The organism is Chlorobium phaeovibrioides (assembly GCF_003968655.1).
Classification (GTDB): domain Bacteria; phylum Bacteroidota; class Chlorobiia; order Chlorobiales; family Chlorobiaceae; genus Chlorobium; species Chlorobium phaeovibrioides.
Map to the genome: position 1 here is coordinate 26,852 of NZ_RXYK01000011.1, position 17,757 is coordinate 44,608.

Below are 17,757 nucleotides of genomic sequence, written 5' to 3' on the forward strand. Positions count from 1 at the left end.
TTAGCACCTTTCTTATTTTAATACCGGATACAACAAGTTTATTGTACGATAAAGTCAACGAAAAGTCATGAAACAAGATATTCATCCCAAGTACACCGAGGTTACCGTCAACTGCGCCAACTGCGGCAACACCTTTGTAACCCGTTCAACACGGGACTCCATCAAGGTCGACATCTGCAGCAACTGCCATCCCTTCTACACAGGCAAGCAGACCCTTGTTGACACCGCCGGACGCGTCGACCGCTTCAACAAGCGTTTCGCAAAATCGGCAGCATCACAGGCTCAGGCAAAATAAAAGCGCCTGACGGTTTCAGCATAACAAGCACCAACCCACAGGATTCACCATGAGTGTCAGAGAAGTCATTCAGAAAAACGAAGCCAAACTCAAGAAAACCATTGAGGCATTTCAGCATGAAATTGCTTCAATCCGGACAGGTAAGGCGACAACAGCCCTCCTTGACCGGGTCAAGGTAGAGGCTTACGGTCAGCTGATGCCCCTCAAACAGGTGGGTAATATCGGCGTAGCCGATGTTCACACACTTATGGTGCAGGTCTGGGACAAGGGAATGGTCGGCCCGGCTGAAAAAGCGATCAGGGACGCCAACCTCGGGCTCAACCCCGTGGCTGAAGGCCAGAGCATTCGGGTCTCCATCCCGCCTCTTACCGAAGAGCGAAGAAAAGAGTTCGTCAAACTCACCAGAAAGTTCGGTGAAGACTCAAAAGTATCACTCCGCAATCTCAGGCGCGATATGATACAGGAGATAGAAAAACTGGAAAAAGAGAAAACCATCGGCGAAGACGAAAAGAACCGAGGGAAAAAAGATGCTGACGAGCTTCTGCACAAATACGAAAAACAGATCAACGAGCTGATCAGTCATAAAGAAAAAGAGATCATGGAGGTGTAAGGGTATTGCGGTTTCCTGTAAAATACTCCTTCATCGCCCTGAAACTCTCCTTCCCATTCAGCAGCCCGCTTATCATGCCCAGCACCGCAGCGGCCCCGGTCGCAAAAAAGAGCGGTCGGGCTGAAATGTTATTGGTATAATAAATGGCCGCAATCCCCCTCTCCTTGGCAAAACTGTCAAGCGAAGTGGTGCCGATAACGAGGTCGGGCTTCAGGCGCACAACTGCCTCCATATCATCCTCAAGATATTTCCTGTAGCAGATTTCCGTACCCAGCATGCTGAGCACCCGATGGTCGTCCTCGCCCAGCACAGTACGGGCTATTGAAGTTGATGCATAGGGCACTTCAAGCCCCGCTTCCAGCAGAAGACGGACAACCGGCAGTTCATTGCCCTCATACCCTGCAACAATCACTCTGCCGCTGAGCCCTCCGAACCGTCCCAGAACCTCGCGAACCTTCTCCGACTCCTCAAGAGCCACCGCTTCAACGGCTGCGCTGTCAAGATCAAGCGCCGCTCCGATATCACGAATCCACTGCGCTGTTGCATTGGCACCTATGGGGTTGCCGCCGATAATCTTCACCCCATGCTCCCTGAAGAGGTCAACCGTTTTTCCATAAAAGGGATGCAGTACGGCACATGCCTCAGCCTGGCCGGCATCAACATAGTCCTCAAGCGCCCTGCCCGGCAGTGTCACCACAGACTCTACCCCGATCTTCTGCAGAATGGTGCCTATGGTCATGGCGTCAAGCGGGAAGATCTCACCAAGAACAACCAGCGACTTGGGTTTGCGAGGCTCACCAAATGCACCGAACCGCTTCAGCAGGGTTGCTGCAGCAACATCTTTTGCCTCCGGATGGGTTCGGATCTGAAATGCCGGAAGCCGCACAAGCAGCACCTCTGCATTGCCAGCCTTCTTCGGCAGCAGCTCTTCGGCAATACCCGCGGTTTCAGCCACACAGGTGCTGACAACGGGAATAAAACGGATGGAGGGGTCACGGGCAATCTCCTCTATGGTACGGCGGAGATCATCAATCATGCTGCCCCCTGAAATCTGCACATTCATCAACTCGGGAGATACTATGGACTTGCGTGCTGCATAAAAATGCGAAACAAAGGTAAGTCCATACAGGCAGCCCTGATCGGCAGCAAGACATACCTGAACTCCGTCAATACGGGTCAGAACGCGCAGTCCCCCGAATGCAGGACACATGGACTGCGGATGAAGTGCGTTACATGCTTTTTTTTCCATTCTTCAGAACCTGTTTTTTCACCTCCTGAATGTAAGGGACCGGAACGACAGTCTCCCCCAATGCCCTTACTGCAAGCCGTGCATCGTTTCTGTCGGCAAACCGCCCTGTCCTGATGCGCCAGTACTTCACCCCATTCGCATACGCAGGCCAGAGTGCTGCCTGGATTCCAGTGGAGTCAAGCCGGGCCACCTCACGACGGGCCTTCATTTCGCTGGTATATGTAGCAAGAACAACCGTAAACTCCCCCGCCTCAAGAAGTGCCGGTTGTGCCGGTTCAGGAAGAACGGGTACCGGAGCAGCCACACTGTCGACCGAAACCGGAAGAGGAGATGCTGCAGGCAGTTCAGGCACAGAAACCGGCGGGCTGACCCGGAACATGAAAAGGAGAGCCATGGCTGAAACAACCGCAAAAACAACAGAAACAGCGACAATTTTGAGCATGGGAGATGTGCCGGGAGAAGCAGAGGCAACACGGTTCAAACCTTCATAATCGCTGTTAAGAACAGAGAGCAGACCCTCATCCGCAGTAAAGTCGAACCCTTTTCCGACAGCTCCGAAAGTTCCGAAACCGGCAAGATGAAGATCAAGCCGTTTCTTTCTGGCACGAGAAAATACCTGGCTGAGAGCTCCAGCCATGCGTTCTCCCTGTGCGGCATCGAGACGCATTCCCTCCATCGCCAGACGGAAAGTATCATCTCCTCGGGAACGAGCTTTCCAGACAAGACTTTGGGCCGGAGGAGTGTAAAACCACCCCTCTTCGCCCCGATTCCTGCGGGGAGCAGCAGAGCCGGATGTGAATAGCCCAAGCCCCTTGACGCTGAGCCTTCGATGAAGAAGCAGCTCATGGCACATTGCGCCGGCAAACCCCTTCAGGAGATGTGAGGCGCCCGAGGCATCGGTCTCCAGCAGTTCTGCCAATTCTGTTATGATGCTATGGTCTGTCATGGGAACAAATATAACACTTCTGAACAATCCGTTGACAGGCAAAGGATGGAAGGACGGGAGATTTTTGCTTATTTAGTGAAAGTATCCCTTTTCAGCAACACTCTTCATTGTCCCAACCATGGCGGCATCAATACTCTCGGTCAGCGAACTGACGCAGCAGATAAAACAGGAACTTGAAATCCTCTTCCCCAAGATTCAGGTAAAGGGGGAAATTTCAAATTTCAAGCATCACAGCTCGGGTCACATCTACATGACTCTGAAGGATGAGGGGGCGCAAATTCCGGCTGTCATATGGAAACATGCCGCATCCCGGCTGACCTGCAGACCGGCGGATGGAATGAATGTGATTGCCGAAGGAAGAATCGAGGTCTACCCCCCGTCGGGACGCTACCAGTTCATCTGCACCTCAATCACCCAGGAGGGAGAGGGCGCCCTGCAGCAGGCATTCGCAAAACTCCTTCAGAAACTGGCAGCAGCGGGTTGGTTCAGCGACGAAAGGAAAAAACCGATTCCAAAAATCCCCCAAACCATCGGACTCGTCACTTCCCCAACAGGCGCCGTCATAGAGGACATGGGTAAAGTGCTGCAGCGAAGATTTCCTCCTGCCACTATTCTGCTCTACCCGGCAAAAGTTCAGGGAAGGGATGCTGTTGACTCTCTCATCAGCGGCATCAGCTGGTTCAATGCACAGACAAGCGGGCAGAACCGACCCGATGTCATCATTGTCGCCCGTGGCGGGGGCTCACTTGAAGATCTGCAGGCGTTCAACGAAGAGAGGGTAGCTGAGGCCATTTTCAACTCCCCGATCCCCATCATCAGCGCCGTCGGGCATGAAACCGACTTCACCATTGCCGACATGGTAGCTGACCTGAGAGCTGGAACCCCTTCAATTGCAGCAGAACTGGCAGTTCCCGACAGCCTTGAACTGCTCCGCCACATCACATCTCTGGGCACCACACGGGAGAGTCTGCTCAAAGCAAAGATTGATGGGGCTGAACGGGAAATAGACTCACTCTGCAGCAGCTACGCATTCAACCGCCCCGTGCTCCAGATGCAGCAGCTCTCTGAAGAGCTTGACTCCACAGTTGAACGAATGGCGCGAACCCTGGAAGGCAAACAGAGGGAAACCGGAATGCGCCTTGAAGCGGCCGCCCGGCATCTGGGGCTTCTCGACTACAGGAAAACACTTGAACGGGGATATACGCTGGTCAGAAGGAAAGGACACATGGTCACCTCGGCAAAAAACCTGCGTCCTGAAGAAACGGTTGAGCTGCTCTTTCACGATGGCACACTGCCGGCTGAAATCAGGAGCGGGACTCCTTCCTGAGAATGGAACGCACCAGCTCAAGATCCTCAGCGGTGTTGACGCCTGGCTGGTCAAGAGTGGTAACCACACAGCGAATGCTGAACCCGTTCTCCAGCAGCCGGAGCTGCTCAAGCGACTCCGCCGCCTCAAGCATCGATACAGGCAGTGCCGCAAATTGCTGCAGAACATCCCGTCCAAACGCATACATCCCCACATGACGGTAAAACACAAGAGAAGGGGAATTGTTGCGCATAAAGGGAACCGGACTGCGCGAAAAATAAAGCGCGTTGCCTTTCCTGTCAAGCAGAGCTTTAACGATATGCGGATCCTCAATCTGCTCCCGTTCATCCGGGCGCAGGGCAAAAACAAGCGTGGAACAGTCAGGAGGGTCGGCAGCAAAAAAGGGACTCAGAACCAGATCAATGGTATCGGGACTGATGAGGGGTTCATCGCCCTGCAGGTTCACGAACACATCTCCTTCAATGTTCCGTGCCGCCTCGGCAATCCGCTCCGTGCCGCAGCTTGCTGAGGGAGAGGTCATCACAACTTCGGCACCCCGCTCTTCAAGTACCGAGGCTATGTCGCGGCTGTCGGTAGCCACAACCACCCGTTCAGCAAGCGTGGAACGCATCGCCTGACGCCATGTGCGCACAATGAGGGGCTCCCCCTCAAGATCAGCAAGCATTTTCCGCTCAAGACGGCTTGACTCAAGCCTGGCGGGTATAAGAATGACTGCCTTCATGAAAGCCCTTCAGATAAAAGAATTGTCATTACAAACCAAACCTCTCAAAGGCCTCTTCCGCCTCACGGGAACTCACCCCCTCAAGCATCACCGACTTGCTCCGCGAACTGCGGCCCGAAACAACATGAACACGGCCGTCGGCAATCCCGAACATGCCGGCAAACAGCCGGCAGCACTCTCTATTGGCAGCATCATCTACAGGCGCAGCCTTCAGGGTTATTTTCAACCCGCCCGCATAGGGACCGGAAACAGCGGTTTTGGAAGCCCGGGGCTGCACCCTTACCGAAAAGAGAGCATTCCCCTTTTTTTCACGAACGGCAACCACCCGCATTCTCAGCCAAGAACCTTCGGAACCCGGAAAAAACGATCCTGACTGTCGGGAGCGTTGCTGAGCGCAGCTGCATTGGCAATCGGCTCATGCTCCTCGTCCGCACGAAGCACATTTTTCTGGTCATGGATATTGCTCAACGGAAGAACCCCTTCGGTATCAACCTCGTTGAGGGTATCGACATAGTGCAGAATGGTGTTGAGTTCGTCAGTCATCTTGAGCGCCTCATCATCACTGAAACGAAGCCGGGCCAGTTCGGCTATATAGGTTACATCATCTATGGTAACAGACATATCGTCACAATCTTTTAAATTGAATTAAATAAAGGGACCATTAACAGAAAAATCAGAGTCTGCAGGTATCATGCATCTGCTCTTCCGCCTTGTTTCTCGGTCGTGAGTCCACCGCCACCCAATCGCGCTCCCCCTCACCAAGATAGATCTGACGGGGACGGGCAATTTTCTGGTCGGTGTCCCTCACATGCTCGCTCCACTGCGACAGCCACCCCGGAATCCGTCCGATGGCGAAAAGAACAGGGAACATGTCCATCGGGAATCCCATTGCCTGATAGATCAGGCCGGAATAAAAGTCAACATTCGGATACAGCTTCCGAGAAATGAAATAATCGTCCTCAAGGGCTATCTTCTCAAGCTCAAGGGCAATATCAAGCAGGGGGCTGCGCCCGGTCTCTTCAAACACTTCGAAGGCAATTTTCTTGATGATTTTCGCCCGTGGGTCATAGTTTTTATAGACCCTGTGACCAAATCCCATAAGACGGCCTGAGCCAGCCTTGACTGACTTGATGAACTCCGGAACCCTGTCAACAGAACCTATCTCCATCAACATGCGGATAACCGCCTCGTTGGCTCCGCCGTGTTTGGGTCCGTAAAGAGCAGCACAGCCCGCGGCAACAGCCGTATAGGGGTCTACACCCGAACTGCCCACGGCACGCACGGCATTGGTCGAACAGTTCTGCTCATGATCGGCATGCAGGATGAACAGCACATCAAGCGCCCGTTCCAGAACCGGGTTCGGCGTATAACGAAGCTCGGTCATGCGGAACATCATGGATAGAAAATTGCCCGAAAAACTCAAGTCATTGTCGGGCTGGACATAGGGAAAACCCATGCTGTGGCGGAAACTCATGGCCGCCAGCGTGGGAATTTTGCCGATCAGGCGGCGAATCTGCAGCTTGCGGGAATCAACATTGCCGATATCCTTGGCATCGGGATAAAATGTAGAGAGCGCTCCAACCGTTCCCACAAGAATGCCCATGGGATGGGCATCATAACGGAACCCATCCATGAACTTCACCAGATTTGAGTGGGTCATGGTATGATGGCGGATGTTGTATGTCCACTGAGCCAGCCGCTCCTGATCGGGCAACTCTCCCTTGATGAGCAGATATGCCGTTTCAAGAAAGGTGCTGTGCTCGGCAAGCTGCTCAATGGGGTAGCCGCGATAGCGCAGAATACCGCGATCGCCGTCAATAAAGGTAATGCTGCTTTTGCATGAGGCCGTGTTCAGAAAACCGGGATCATAGCCGAGCAGACCGAAATCATCATCCGACACCTTGATCTGGCGGAAATCCATGGTTTTGAATGCACCGTTCTCAACGGGCACTTCATAGGTTTTTCCTGTCCTGTTGTCAGTCACAGTCAGCGAGTTTCCTGAATTGGCAGTCGTCATAAGTATCTGGCTTTACATGAAGAAAAGTTCAGGGCGTGTTTCAGGAGAATGTGTCAAAATAGAGAAGAAGAGACGCAAATAAAAACAGAAGCATCAGGGGTGTTGGCGAATGAAAATTCTTTTTGGATTTTACGGGAGAGCTGCCTACATTAATCACTCTTTAACGGAGCTGTAGCTCAGTCTGGTTAGAGCGCCTGCCTGTCACGCAGGAGGTCGCGGGTTCGAGCCCCGTCAGCTCCGCTGAAAAAAAGGTCCCTTTTACAGGGGCCTTTTTCATTTTCATCAATGCTTCATGTTTTTTTCCGCCGGTCGCGCAGGTATATCGACTTTGACTGCCCCTCTCCCTGAATGCGTTCATCAATATCGAACAGCTTTGTTGCCGCAATAAGTTCGGCAAGCTTCCCGTATCCGTAATTGCGGGGATCAAACTCAGACGACTGTTTGGCAATATTGCTTCCGGTAGCCGCCAGATGGGCCCATCCGCTCTCATCCGACGATGCGTCAACAGCATTTCTCAACAGACGCACCAGACGGGTATCCTGCTTGAGCTCAGCAGATGATTTCCGCTTGATGGTTTCATTCTCATTGATTTTCTCGCGCAGAACCTCGGTGTAGATGAACTTGTCGCAGGCCGACACAAAAGGAGCTGGCGTCTTTTTCTCTCCGAATCCATACACAATAAGCCCCGACTCCCTAATTCTCACAGCAAGTTTGGTGAAATCACTGTCACTCGATACAATGCAGAACCCATTGAATCGGCCGGTATAGAGCAGATCCATGGCATCAATTATCATGGCGCTGTCGGTGGCGTTTTTGCCTCTGGTATAGCCAAACTGCTGAATCGGCTGTATGGAAAACTCCAGAAGAACCTCCTTCCACCCTTTCAGCGCAGTGGAGGTCCAGTCACCGTATATCCTTTTCACATTGGAAGTTCCGTACTTGGCAATTTCAGCCAGAAGCCCCTCAATTATTGAGGGTTGCGTATTGTCGGCATCAATCAGCACCGCAAGCCGTTCGGATTTTTCAACTGCCATCGGCACACCCCTTTCCCGTTGATATTGATTCTTCCCTGGACCCGTCCCCTCAACTCCTTATCCAGAATACCACTCACAATGAGAAAGTACACAGATGGGATGCCATCAGGAAATATTTCCTGCCGAGGCGGGGGGAAGGGAAAAGGGAAGATTGGCAGATACGGTGGCAAGTGTTTATATTTTATTGCACAGACCCGTGGAAAGCTTCGCACAAACGATTGATTTGACCTGCCGCCCGATGACGCACACAAACAACCGATACACATCATATTCCAGAGTAATTCTACCCATACTCTGCCTTGCAGGAGTTATCATGCTTGGCGCATGCAGCCAGAAAAACAACAACATATCCGAGCTGCAGCAGGAGGTATGGAAAAATCCGGAAGACACAGCCGCCATGCTGCGTCTTGGCAATGCCTATGCACAACAGAACCGGTATGATGAAGCGGAGGAAACCTACAAAAACGCCCTTGCTCTCGACCCCGAACTGGACGCAGCCTACCACTCTCTGGGAGCAGTTTCCTTCAACCGGCAGGACTACCCCCGGGCACGGGAATGGTTCAGCCTCCATCTTGAGCGCTCACCCAAAGACTCTCTGAGACTTTATGACCTCGGCAACGCGCTGATGCAGATGAAAGCGTACGCTGAAGCTGCAGATGCATACGGTGAGGCCATTGACAACAGCCGTTCCTTTACTGAAGCGCATTACAATCTTGCCGTTTGCTTCATCAAGACCGGACGGATGGATGAAGCCCGCCAGATTTATAACTGGCTTCTTGATAAAAACAATTATCTTGCCGTCTCTCTGCAAAACCATCTGCAAGGTGGAAAACAGGCTGATTGAGCACAACCCATGAAACTTTGCCCGACAGGTTGCCCTTATGCATGAGAAGCACCACATCATAATACCCTTCCCAAACCCTCTTCCTGTAGAACAGGCTGTTCAGGCACTTAAAGCCTCACTCCTCGAGTACACCACCGTAACCGCTGACACCCCGGTAGAGAAGCCCGGAACTCTTGCGGTATTCCGTCAGAACATTCCTGCCCTCGACCCCCTCAAGTGGCTCAGTGCACAGAGTCTTTTCCCGCGGATTTTCTGGATGAACCGTGAACGGGACGACATGACGGCAGCCATTGGAGCAGCCGACACCATAACCCATGAAGAAGCCGCAAGCAACGAGGAAAATTTCAGACGGCTCGGCACCGCCATGGCCGGTAAAAGCCCCCATGCCCGGTATTTCGGAGGATTCCGCTTCAACAGCAGCGAAACCGGAGACCCCGCATGGGAAGCGTTCCCGCCACTCTCCTTCACGCTCCCTCTCCTTCAGCTCTCCAGAGAGGGTTCCCTGCATACCCTCACATGCAACCTCTGGATCACAGCGGCTGACGGAACAAAAGCTGCCGTCCACCGGGCCATCAAAGCGCTCGACCAGCTGCAGTCTGCTCCCACGCAATCAGATGATGAGCTCCCCTCTCTGCTCTCAGTCACCCACAACCCCACAAGAGATGGCTGGATAAACGCATGCGAGACGGCTCTCAACGCCTTTGCATCCGGAAGCATGCAGAAAATAATGCTGGCCCGCCAGACGGTGCTGGAATTTACTGAAGCGTTCTGTCCGCTCCTCTTCCTCCAGAACTACCCCTACCCCGAAAACACCACATACAGGTTCTATTTCGAACCCTCCCCGGGGCAGGCTTTTTTCAGCTTTACCCCCGAACGGCTCTACCGCCGCAGCGGGCGCAGTCTTGTTACTGAAGCCCTTGCCGGTACCCACTCCAAAAAGAGTGAGGAGCAGGAAGACAGTTATGCCAGAGATGCTCTCCTGAACTCGGAAAAAGATATCAGGGAACACCGGTTTGTGCGGGACATGATTTATGATGAGCTGCGGCCCGCATGCAGCTCGGTTGACATGGAAGAGGAGGTGCGCGTCCTGCAGCTGAACCGTCTGGCGCACCTCTATAACCTCTGCAGGGCGGAACTGAAAGAAGAATTCAGCAACGAACCGGCCGTGCTCTCGCTGATGCACCCGACACCCGCCGTAGGCGGTGTTCCCAAAAAGGAAGCAATGCGGCGCATCCCCGATCTCGAATCGTTCAGCCGGGGCTGGTATGCAGCACCGGCAGGCTGGGTCAGCTCCAATTCTGCAGAGTTCTGTGTCGGTATCCGCTCGGCGCTTGTCAATGGGCGGACAGCCTATCTGTACTCCGGAGCCGGGCTGGTCAAAGGCTCTGACCCGGCAGCCGAATGGGATGAGGTTGAGCAGAAAATCGGCGACCTTATGTCAATAACCAGCCAAAAAGCATGAACAACCCTCAGCTCACCACAGTGTGGAGCAGCGTCATGGTGGAAGAGCTGATCCGGCAGGGAGCATCCTTCTTCTGCATCTCACCCGGATCCCGCTCCACCCCGCTCACGGCCGCCATTGCCCGCAACCCGGAAGCATCCTGGAAAATGTTTCCCGATGAACGCTCGGCAGGTTTTTTTGCGCTCGGCCACGCCCGGGCAACAGGATTTCCGGCTGTCCTTGTCTGCACCTCCGGCACTGCTGTCGCCAACTATCTTCCAGCTGTTGTGGAGGCGTCAAACGACCGCATCCCCATGCTGATTCTCTCAGCCGACAGGCCATTTGAGCTAAGGGAATGCGGTGCAAACCAGACCATCCGCCAGAACGGCATCTTCGGCACCTTTACCCGCTGGCAGATGGAACTGCCGGAACCCTCAACCTCAATCCCTCTGCAATCCCTGCTCTCCACTATTGCGCACGGGGTCGAAAAATCGCTCAATTCCCCCAGAGGCCCCGTCCATCTGAACCAGCCCTTCAGGGAACCCTTTGAACCGGAATCATCCTCCACGCCTGAACCCTGGCTGGAGCCCCTGCAGGCATGGCAGACAGGACGCCGTCCATCAACGGTTGCAGCACAGCCGGAAAAGCATCCTGATATGGACTCCATGAGAACCCTGCGGGAACTGACAGGCAACGCCCGACAGCCACTGATTATTGCCGGCAACAGTACAGATGAAAACGACAGCCGTGCCATAGCGGAATTAGCCGACGACCTGCAGGTACCGCTCTACGCCGACATGACTTCCGGTCTACGCTTCAGCAGCTCAATTCTTCCATGGCAGCAGGCATTTGCCAGCCCGGAGTTCCGGAACGCTTTCCGCCCTGACCTTGTCATCCATTTCGGCGGGGGACTCATCTCCCGTCATCCTTCCGATGCCCTGAAACAGTGGAAACCGGATCATCTTGCCGTCATCAGGAACCATCCCGGCCGCTACTCCCCCGACCACTCCGTCACCCTCAGCATAGAAGCCTCACTCCGCCTCACAGCCGACGCACTCCGGGGATGCAGAACAGGAGCCTCGGCACTCATGGCGCCGGCGAAAAGGTTCTTTACCGAAGCCGACCGGGAAATTGCCGCTGCAACGGCACCCGACCTGCCGGTCAGTGAAATAGGGACCGCACGGATTGTATCGGAACTCCTCCCCCCGGACCACCTGCTTTTTCTTTCAAACAGCATGCCGGTCCGCGCTATGGATACATACGCACATACTGGAAAAGAAAATCCGATTAAAACCGGAACAAACAGAGGAGCAAGCGGAATAGACGGAATCATCTCCACCGCCGCCGGATTTGCCGAAGGGCATGGCCAGCCGCTCTGCCTCATGATCGGCGACCTTGCCTTTCTTCACGACCTGAACGCCCTTTCGCTTATCAACTCTTTGAGGGTGCCCATCCAGCTCATCCTGCTCAACAACAACGGTGGAGGAATATTCTCCTTTCTGCCCGTCTCGGAATTCGACGACATCTTCGAGCCAAATTTCGCAACGCCACAGAACTTCAGTGGCCGCCCGGCCGCGGCAATGTTCGGTCTGGACTACGCCGCACCCCTCACAAACAGCGAGTTCAGAGAGTCCCTTCTCTCCGCATTGAACAGCAACCGGAGTACCATCATTGAAGTTGTCTGCTCCCGCTCTGAAAATGTTCGTCTGCACCGCGCCCTGCAGGCCCGTCTCGGACTCCTTGCCACAGAGGCGTTCTTCATTCCCTGAGGGCCCGGGGAAATTTCTCTTGTGCAATTCCCCGCGAAAAGCGTTACATTTTATTGAATAAATGGGGCGAACGCAAGCCGCAGCACTGGCAACACTGAAGTTGAAAGCCATGTTGGGAGATGTCCTGCTGATCAATGATCAGCATAAGTCAGCAGCCGGAGCAATTCTTGAAAGAATTCTGCACGACTTGAAAAAACAGGAGGCAGAGAACTCCAGCAGTAAATTCGTAGCAGCAATATCGGGAGAGTCAGGCGCCGGAAAATCGGAGCTGTCACACTCGCTTGCTCTGTTGCTCAAGCAGAGCGGCATACGCGTCAAAATTCTCCATACCGACAACTACTACCGCATCCATCCACTGGATCGGCGTGAACACCGCATCAGCAGCAACTATGAATCCGTCGGTGTTGACGAATACGACTGGGACCTTCTCCACCAGCACATTGAAGATTTCCGCAACAGCCGAAGCGCCTCTATCCCCTGCATTGACATCATCACCGAAGAAGTTGACCAGCTGTACACTGATTTCAGCAAGATACAGATCCTCATCATCGACGGCCTCTACGCCATCCGTACCCGGAATGTGGATGTGAAGGTTTTCATCAACCTCACCTATCACGACACTAAACTGAGCCAGATGCTGCGCTGTAAAGAACCCACAGACGGGTACCGCTGGAATGTGCTTGAACGGGAACATCTGCATGTCCGCTCACTGAAACCTCTGGCTGATTTGCATGTGGACGGCAACTACAGGGTGTTTGACCCCATAGTTGTCCAGAATGCCCCCCGGCCATGGCGAAAGCAGGCGGCACACGCCGTCAGACCATCGCACTGAACGGTCCTTCCATCGTCCTCCCCGCAAGTACCTCACGAACCCGCAAGCCCATGCATCCTGTCAACCCGCCTCCGGTTCCCCTCCGTTTCACCGAAATCGGAGACGCCGGACTCCCTGCCATCGTCTTCCTCCACGGCTTCCTCGGTTCAGGCAGCGACTGGCTGCCGTTTGCCAAAGCAATCTCCCGAAAGTACCGCTGCATCCTTGTTGACCTGCCCGGCCACGGAGAGGCCGCCTTTCCCGAAACCCTCACCCCGAAGAACGCTTCGGAAGGGTACTTTACCCGTACCCTCGATGCGCTGGCCGCAGAACTCCAGCGCACTCTCCCCGCCCCATGCTTCCTTGCCGGCTATTCGATGGGGGGAAGAATCGGGCTTGGCGTCGCACTCCGTCATCCCGGACTCTTCCGGAAAGCCTTGATCATCTCCTCTTCACCGGGCCTGCGGACTGAAGAGGAGCGGGCTCTGCGGAGAAAAAGCGACGAGGGTATCGCACGGAAGATTGAAAAGAACTTCGACTCTTTCATTGAATTCTGGTACACCCAGCCGCTGTTCTCAACACTGAAAAACCATCCCCTCTTCAAGGAAGTGGAGGCGGCGCGCAAGCAGGGTTCTCCCCGCAATCTGGCCATGGCACTGCGTCTGCTCGGCACAGGCAACCAACCTCCCTTCCACCGGGAGCTGGAAGCAAACCGCATGCCGATGCTCTTTATGGCAGGTGAAAAAGACCTCAAATTCGTGGAGATTGGCCGCCAAATGGTTACTTTATCAACAAACTGCAGCCTTGAAATTTTCCCGGGCTGCGGCCATACCCTCCACACAGAAAAACAGGAACGGTTTCTTGACCGTCTTACGGATTTTTTCAACACCCAAGAAGAAGCACCATGAGCACAGTACAGTGGACAGCATCCGGCGAGTACAGCGACATCCTCTACCATAAAGCTGAAGGAATCGCCAGAATCACCATCAACCGCCCGGAAGTCCGCAACGCATTCCGTCCCCAGACCGTGGAACAGATGATAGCGGCTCTTTCCGACGCCCGCAACGACGAAACCATCGGAGTCGTCATCCTGACCGGTGCCGGAGAGATGGCTTTCTGCTCGGGTGGAGACCAGAAGATACGAGGCTACGCAGGCTATGCCGACGGCAAAGGGGTGAACCGGCTCAATGTGCTCGACTTCCAGCGCGACATCCGCACATGCCCCAAACCCGTCATCGCCATGGTTGCCGGATACGCAATCGGTGGCGGCCATGTCCTGCACATGCTCTGCGACCTTACCATAGCAGCCGAAAACGCTATTTTCGGCCAGACCGGCCCAAAGGTCGGCTCATTCGACGGTGGCTGGGGAGCAAGCTACATGGCCCGACTTGTGGGTCAGAAAAAGGCCAGGGAGATATGGTATCTCTGCCGCCAGTACAATGCGCAGGAAGCGCTCGATATGGGTCTTGTCAATACCGTTGTACCGCTTGAAAAGCTTGAAGAGGAAACAGTGCAATGGTGCCGGGAAATTCTTGCGAATTCACCCATGGCAATCCGCTGCCTCAAGTCAGCCCTCAATGCCGATTGCGACGGACAGGCTGGGCTGCAGGAGCTTGCAGGCAACGCCACAATGCTCTACTACATGTGCGAAGAGGCCCAGGAGGGGAAAAACGCATTTGTTGAAAAAAGAACACCCGACTTCAGCAAATTCCCGAAACGACCGTGAGCGCGTCTTTCGCATACATCTACCATTACAGCGTTCCTTTTCAGGAGCCAATAACGGTCAAAGGCCACAAACTGAGCCAGAGGAAGGGGCTTGTACTGGCGCTCCAGAGCGAAAACGGAGAACACCGGGCGTACGGTGAAATCGCCCCCCTGCCGGGTCTGCACAAAGAGAGCCTGGAAGCGGCTGAACGGCAGATTGTTGAAACTCTGGCCATGCAGGGCGGACACAAAAAAACACTGGTAACCGAAGGGCTCTTTCCTTCCGTCCGACTCGGCCTTGAAATGGCTGTGCTGAACCTTGAGGCCCTCAACAGCGGAATCTGCCCATTTACCCCGACAGGAGCACAGCCGCTTCCCCGGGTACCGCTCAATGCCCTGCTCTTCGGCAGTCCGACGAAGGTCATGCAGCGTGCTGAAGAGTATATCGAACGCGGCTACAGGACCTTCAAACTCAAACTCACCACAGAGTTGAGGGCAGAGGCGGCGGAAAGCATTACCCGACTCCACGGAAAGTACGGAAACAGCATCACGCTCCGCCTCGATGCCAACCAGTCGATGGCGCTGGACGACGCAGTCCACTTTGCCAACTCCCTTCCCAAAGGAAGCGTCAGCTATATTGAAGAGCCACTCCAGCAACCGCGCGACATCGGTGAGTTCCATGCCCGAACAGGCGTCCGTTCAGCTCTTGACGAAACCCTCTGGCAGAACCCGGCGCTTCTGCATACCATCCCCAATCGGGCGCTCGGAGCTCTGGTTCTCAAGCCAAACTGTCTGGGCGGCATTGCCGCGGTGCTGAATCTGGCCCGGCATGCAGCCGAAAATCGCCTGGAAACCGTTTTCAGCTCCGCATTTGAAAGCGGTATCAGCATCGGATTTTATGCACGGATGGCCGCGGCAACAGCAGACAGTCCCGCACCGTGCGGTCTTGATACCTACCGCTACCTGCAGGACAATCTGCTTGACTCACCCGTTGAGGCCCCGAATGGAGAACTTGACTCCGACACACTCTACCCCGAAGCTCATCAGGTCAACCTCAAAAACCTCACCCTCTCCTCGGTATGGACCCTGTAACGGCAGCCGCAGAACGCTTCGGCACCGCACCGGCTCTCATAACCCCTGAAACAGCCCTCTCCTTCGAGGAATGCGACACTCTTGCCGGAAGCATTGCTGCCCACCTTCAACAAAAAGGAGCTGTTGAAGGAGCCATTGTGGCAATTCTGTCGCCAAACACAGTTGAATTGATTCTCTGTCTTTATGCGCTCCTCAAGGCAGGCATGGTTGCCGCCCCCCTGAACCATCGGCTGCCGGAGACGACCCTCAGCCGCATGAAGAAAGCACTCCGTCCCGACATCACACTCAATACCGAAGAGTGTGCATCCCTCGTTTCCTCTGCCAGAGCGAACCCTGCAAAGATGATGCCATCCTGCAACGGCACCCTCAGCCCCGCAACCATCATCCACACTTCAGCCAGCACAGGAACAGCAAAAGCGGTGGTGCACACCACAGGCAGCCACCTTGCCAATGCCCGGGGCGCAAACGGCAACATCCCTTTCGGCCCCGGCTGCCTCTGGCTGCTCTCTCTGCCCCTCTTCCATATCGGCGGCTGCGCCATTCTCTACCGCTCCCTCATCTCAGGAGGAGCAGTAGCCATTGACAGCGCCGGAACCGCAATTCAACACTCTCTCACCCGCTTCCCCCTCACCCACCTCTCCCTTGTCCCCACGCAGCTCTACCGGCTGCTTTCCATGGAAGAGACGGCAGTGCCACTGCAGCGGCTGAAGGCAATCCTGCTCGGCGGCGCACCCGCCACAGCCTGCCTTATTGAGAACGCCGCCAGCCGTCATCTGCCCGTCTATCTGAGTTATGGCTCCACGGAAATGAGCTCACAGATAGCAACCACCCCCTCGCCCCTCACCGCACCCGGCGTCCCGCCACTCTCCCTGCTCTCCGGGCGGGAAGCAGCAACTGCGCCCGACGGGGAGCTTCTGGTCCGCGGGAGCTGCCTCTTTTCGGGCTACTTCCACAACGGAGCACTGCTTCCCGCAACCGACAGTGAAGGATGGTTCCATACCGGCGACATCGGCACCATCGATAACGAGGGCCGGCTTGAGCTGATGGGACGGAAAGACAGCATGTTCATTTCAGGTGGTGAAAACATCCATCCCGAAGAGATTGAGCGGGCACTCCTGCAGGTGGACGGAATTCTTGAAGCACTTGTGGTTCCCGTCCCCGACAGCGAATATGGTGAACGGCCGGCCGCCTTCATCCGGTCGTCTGCACCGGGGGAACCTGATGAAAAAAGCATCAGGGAGCAGGTTCGCCAACAGGTGGGGAGGCTGAAAACACCCGTACTGTTCTACAGGGTATGCCAATGGGCAACCCTTCCGGGATCAGACAAAACAGACAGGATATGGTACCAGAGAGTGGCAAGGGAGTACCGGACGGGGGAGGTCAGCGACGGGCTTTCCGCTTGAGACGAAACACTGCAAGCATTCCACCGAAACCGGCAATGGGAGCATAAAACGCCGCCGAAAACAGCATACTGGCAAGAACATCACGCCACGAAAGGATGATGGGTGCAAGGGCAAGCTTTTCAGCCTCAAGCAAAGCCTGCACCTGAGGCTGCAGTTCCGGCTTGTCGCTCGCCATCTCAAGCAGCCACCCGATGATGAGGGCAAGGCTTTCGGTACCTGGTCGATACCCGGCATACTCCATCAGAATCCAGGCAGCTCCCTCCGAAAGAATACCGCCAAGAACACCTGCATAAAAACCAAGGACAAAAGCCTCATTATAGGGGAGGCGGACCTGATAGCGCATGATGCTGAAGGTAAGCGAAACGAGACCCGCAAGAAAGATTCCCGAAAACAGGAACACATTGAGCATGGTCAGGTAGGGCACGGTCGTCGTTACAAGAACGATTGCGGCACCAATCAGAACAGTACTGGATTTTTCACGGGAGTCCATAACA

Annotated in this window: 19 protein-coding genes and 1 tRNA gene; 12 read left to right on the forward strand and 8 right to left on the reverse strand. The window is 54.7% G+C overall.

All coding sequences use genetic code 11. The features are described from left to right. The first annotated feature begins 67 nt into the window (after nucleotides 1–67). Entirely contained in the window at nucleotides 68–295 is a 228-nt protein-coding gene (gene rpmE, locus EKD02_RS07365) for a 50S ribosomal protein L31 (RefSeq protein WP_011889660.1), read from the forward strand. Between the two features lie 49 nt (nucleotides 296–344). Continuing rightward, the gene (frr, locus tag EKD02_RS07370; RefSeq protein WP_126341749.1) at nucleotides 345–905 is read left to right on the forward strand and encodes a ribosome recycling factor; all 561 of its coding nucleotides are present in this window, start codon (nucleotides 345–347) and stop codon (nucleotides 903–905) included. Here frr and bchY read toward each other — a convergent pair. Further along, entirely contained in the window at nucleotides 892–2,154 is a 1,263-nt protein-coding gene (gene bchY / locus EKD02_RS07375; protein WP_185805715.1) for a chlorophyllide a reductase subunit Y, read from the reverse strand. The genes frr and bchY overlap by 14 nt on opposite strands. After that, the gene (locus tag EKD02_RS07380) at nucleotides 2,135–3,100 is read right to left on the reverse strand and encodes an SPOR domain-containing protein (RefSeq protein ID WP_126384766.1); all 966 of its coding nucleotides are present in this window, start codon (nucleotides 3,098–3,100) and stop codon (nucleotides 2,135–2,137) included. Before EKD02_RS07380 ends, bchY begins: the two co-directional genes overlap by 20 nt. Nucleotides 3,101–3,218: 118 nt before the next feature. Between EKD02_RS07380 and xseA the strand changes: the two genes are divergently transcribed. Further along, complete coding sequence (xseA, locus tag EKD02_RS07385) at nucleotides 3,219–4,427, forward strand: exodeoxyribonuclease VII large subunit (RefSeq protein WP_126384768.1); 1,209 nt, start codon at nucleotides 3,219–3,221, stop codon at nucleotides 4,425–4,427. Here xseA and kdsB read toward each other — a convergent pair. Genes kdsB through EKD02_RS07405 form a run of 4 tightly spaced genes read right to left on the reverse strand, consistent with a single transcriptional unit; the run spans nucleotide 4,405 to nucleotide 7,165 of the window. Beyond that, the gene (gene kdsB / locus EKD02_RS07390) at nucleotides 4,405–5,148 is read right to left on the reverse strand and encodes a 3-deoxy-manno-octulosonate cytidylyltransferase (RefSeq protein WP_126384770.1); all 744 of its coding nucleotides are present in this window, start codon (nucleotides 5,146–5,148) and stop codon (nucleotides 4,405–4,407) included. The two genes, xseA and kdsB, sit on opposite strands and share 23 nt — an antisense overlap. Nucleotides 5,149–5,176: 28 nt before the next feature. After that, complete coding sequence (locus EKD02_RS07395) at nucleotides 5,177–5,473, reverse strand: DUF167 domain-containing protein (RefSeq protein WP_049752459.1); 297 nt, start codon at nucleotides 5,471–5,473, stop codon at nucleotides 5,177–5,179. 8 nt (nucleotides 5,474–5,481) lie between these two features. After that, nucleotides 5,482–5,769 carry an Asp-tRNA(Asn)/Glu-tRNA(Gln) amidotransferase subunit GatC gene (gene gatC / locus EKD02_RS07400; RefSeq protein ID WP_011889653.1) on the reverse strand — a complete coding sequence of 96 codons (288 nt, stop codon included), beginning with the start codon at nucleotides 5,767–5,769 and terminating at the stop codon, nucleotides 5,482–5,484. Nucleotides 5,770–5,821: 52 nt separating this feature from the next. Then, nucleotides 5,822–7,165 carry a citrate synthase gene (locus EKD02_RS07405; RefSeq protein ID WP_126341751.1) on the reverse strand — a complete coding sequence of 448 codons (1,344 nt, stop codon included), beginning with the start codon at nucleotides 7,163–7,165 and terminating at the stop codon, nucleotides 5,822–5,824. A gap of 165 nt (nucleotides 7,166–7,330) precedes the next feature. Between EKD02_RS07405 and EKD02_RS07410 the strand changes: the two genes are divergently transcribed. Beyond that, nucleotides 7,331–7,405, forward strand: a tRNA-Asp gene (locus EKD02_RS07410). 50 nt (nucleotides 7,406–7,455) lie between these two features. Here the strand turns inward: EKD02_RS07410 and EKD02_RS07415 are convergent. Continuing rightward, nucleotides 7,456–8,199 (reverse strand): NYN domain-containing protein, encoded by a 744-nt coding sequence (locus EKD02_RS07415; protein ID WP_126384772.1) that lies wholly within the window; start codon nucleotides 8,197–8,199, stop codon nucleotides 7,456–7,458. A gap of 238 nt (nucleotides 8,200–8,437) precedes the next feature. Between EKD02_RS07415 and EKD02_RS07420 the strand changes: the two genes are divergently transcribed. From EKD02_RS07420 to menE, 8 genes are all read left to right on the forward strand, one after another. Next, nucleotides 8,438–9,043 carry a tetratricopeptide repeat protein gene (locus EKD02_RS07420; RefSeq protein WP_126384802.1) on the forward strand — a complete coding sequence of 202 codons (606 nt, stop codon included), beginning with the start codon at nucleotides 8,438–8,440 and terminating at the stop codon, nucleotides 9,041–9,043. Nucleotides 9,044–9,080: 37 nt separating this feature from the next. After that, the gene (locus EKD02_RS07425) at nucleotides 9,081–10,505 is read left to right on the forward strand and encodes an isochorismate synthase (protein WP_126384774.1); all 1,425 of its coding nucleotides are present in this window, start codon (nucleotides 9,081–9,083) and stop codon (nucleotides 10,503–10,505) included. After that, the gene (gene menD, locus EKD02_RS07430; RefSeq protein WP_126384776.1) at nucleotides 10,502–12,253 is read left to right on the forward strand and encodes a 2-succinyl-5-enolpyruvyl-6-hydroxy-3-cyclohexene-1-carboxylic-acid synthase; all 1,752 of its coding nucleotides are present in this window, start codon (nucleotides 10,502–10,504) and stop codon (nucleotides 12,251–12,253) included. The genes EKD02_RS07425 and menD overlap by 4 nt, the downstream gene beginning before the upstream one ends. Nucleotides 12,254–12,362: 109 nt before the next feature. After that, nucleotides 12,363–13,085 (forward strand): uridine kinase family protein, encoded by a 723-nt coding sequence (locus EKD02_RS07435; protein WP_011889647.1) that lies wholly within the window; start codon nucleotides 12,363–12,365, stop codon nucleotides 13,083–13,085. 50 nt (nucleotides 13,086–13,135) lie between these two features. Further along, a complete protein-coding gene (gene menH, locus EKD02_RS07440; protein ID WP_126341891.1) occupies nucleotides 13,136–13,972 on the forward strand; it encodes a 2-succinyl-6-hydroxy-2,4-cyclohexadiene-1-carboxylate synthase in 837 nt (278 codons plus the stop codon). After that, complete coding sequence (menB, locus tag EKD02_RS07445; RefSeq protein WP_126341754.1) at nucleotides 13,969–14,790, forward strand: 1,4-dihydroxy-2-naphthoyl-CoA synthase; 822 nt, start codon at nucleotides 13,969–13,971, stop codon at nucleotides 14,788–14,790. Before menH ends, menB begins: the two co-directional genes overlap by 4 nt. Continuing rightward, nucleotides 14,787–15,860 (forward strand): o-succinylbenzoate synthase, encoded by a 1,074-nt coding sequence (gene menC, locus EKD02_RS07450; RefSeq protein WP_126341755.1) that lies wholly within the window; start codon nucleotides 14,787–14,789, stop codon nucleotides 15,858–15,860. The genes menB and menC overlap by 4 nt, the downstream gene beginning before the upstream one ends. Then, the gene (gene menE / locus EKD02_RS07455) at nucleotides 15,848–17,263 is read left to right on the forward strand and encodes an o-succinylbenzoate--CoA ligase (protein WP_126384778.1); all 1,416 of its coding nucleotides are present in this window, start codon (nucleotides 15,848–15,850) and stop codon (nucleotides 17,261–17,263) included. The genes menC and menE overlap by 13 nt, the downstream gene beginning before the upstream one ends. On the opposite strand, the gene EKD02_RS07460 is transcribed toward menE, so the two are convergent. Continuing rightward, the gene (locus tag EKD02_RS07460) at nucleotides 17,241–17,753 is read right to left on the reverse strand and encodes a hypothetical protein (protein ID WP_126341757.1); all 513 of its coding nucleotides are present in this window, start codon (nucleotides 17,751–17,753) and stop codon (nucleotides 17,241–17,243) included. The genes menE and EKD02_RS07460 overlap by 23 nt on opposite strands. Between the last annotated feature and the right edge of the window lie 4 nt (nucleotides 17,754–17,757).

Coding starts and splice junctions, on each gene's coding strand:
- rpmE (WP_011889660.1), top strand. CDS start 68: ATGAAACAAGATATTCATCCCAAGTACACCGAGGTTACCGTCAACTGC.
- EKD02_RS07405 (WP_126341751.1), bottom strand. CDS start 7,165: ATGACGACTGCCAATTCAGGAAACTCGCTGACTGTGACTGACAACAGG.
- menD (WP_126384776.1), top strand. CDS start 10,502: ATGAACAACCCTCAGCTCACCACAGTGTGGAGCAGCGTCATGGTGGAA.
- bchY (WP_185805715.1), bottom strand. CDS start 2,154: ATGGAAAAAAAAGCATGTAACGCACTTCATCCGCAGTCCATGTGTCCT.
- menB (WP_126341754.1), top strand. CDS start 13,969: ATGAGCACAGTACAGTGGACAGCATCCGGCGAGTACAGCGACATCCTC.
- EKD02_RS07460 (WP_126341757.1), bottom strand. CDS start 17,753: ATGGACTCCCGTGAAAAATCCAGTACTGTTCTGATTGGTGCCGCAATC.
- EKD02_RS07380 (WP_126384766.1), bottom strand. CDS start 3,100: ATGACAGACCATAGCATCATAACAGAATTGGCAGAACTGCTGGAGACC.
- EKD02_RS07420 (WP_126384802.1), top strand. CDS start 8,438: ATGACGCACACAAACAACCGATACACATCATATTCCAGAGTAATTCTA.
- EKD02_RS07425 (WP_126384774.1), top strand. CDS start 9,081: ATGCATGAGAAGCACCACATCATAATACCCTTCCCAAACCCTCTTCCT.
- gatC (WP_011889653.1), bottom strand. CDS start 5,769: ATGTCTGTTACCATAGATGATGTAACCTATATAGCCGAACTGGCCCGG.
- EKD02_RS07435 (WP_011889647.1), top strand. CDS start 12,363: ATGTTGGGAGATGTCCTGCTGATCAATGATCAGCATAAGTCAGCAGCC.
- menH (WP_126341891.1), top strand. CDS start 13,136: ATGCATCCTGTCAACCCGCCTCCGGTTCCCCTCCGTTTCACCGAAATC.
- menE (WP_126384778.1), top strand. CDS start 15,848: ATGGACCCTGTAACGGCAGCCGCAGAACGCTTCGGCACCGCACCGGCT.
- xseA (WP_126384768.1), top strand. CDS start 3,219: ATGGCGGCATCAATACTCTCGGTCAGCGAACTGACGCAGCAGATAAAA.
- EKD02_RS07415 (WP_126384772.1), bottom strand. CDS start 8,199: ATGGCAGTTGAAAAATCCGAACGGCTTGCGGTGCTGATTGATGCCGAC.
- kdsB (WP_126384770.1), bottom strand. CDS start 5,148: ATGAAGGCAGTCATTCTTATACCCGCCAGGCTTGAGTCAAGCCGTCTT.
- frr (WP_126341749.1), top strand. CDS start 345: ATGAGTGTCAGAGAAGTCATTCAGAAAAACGAAGCCAAACTCAAGAAA.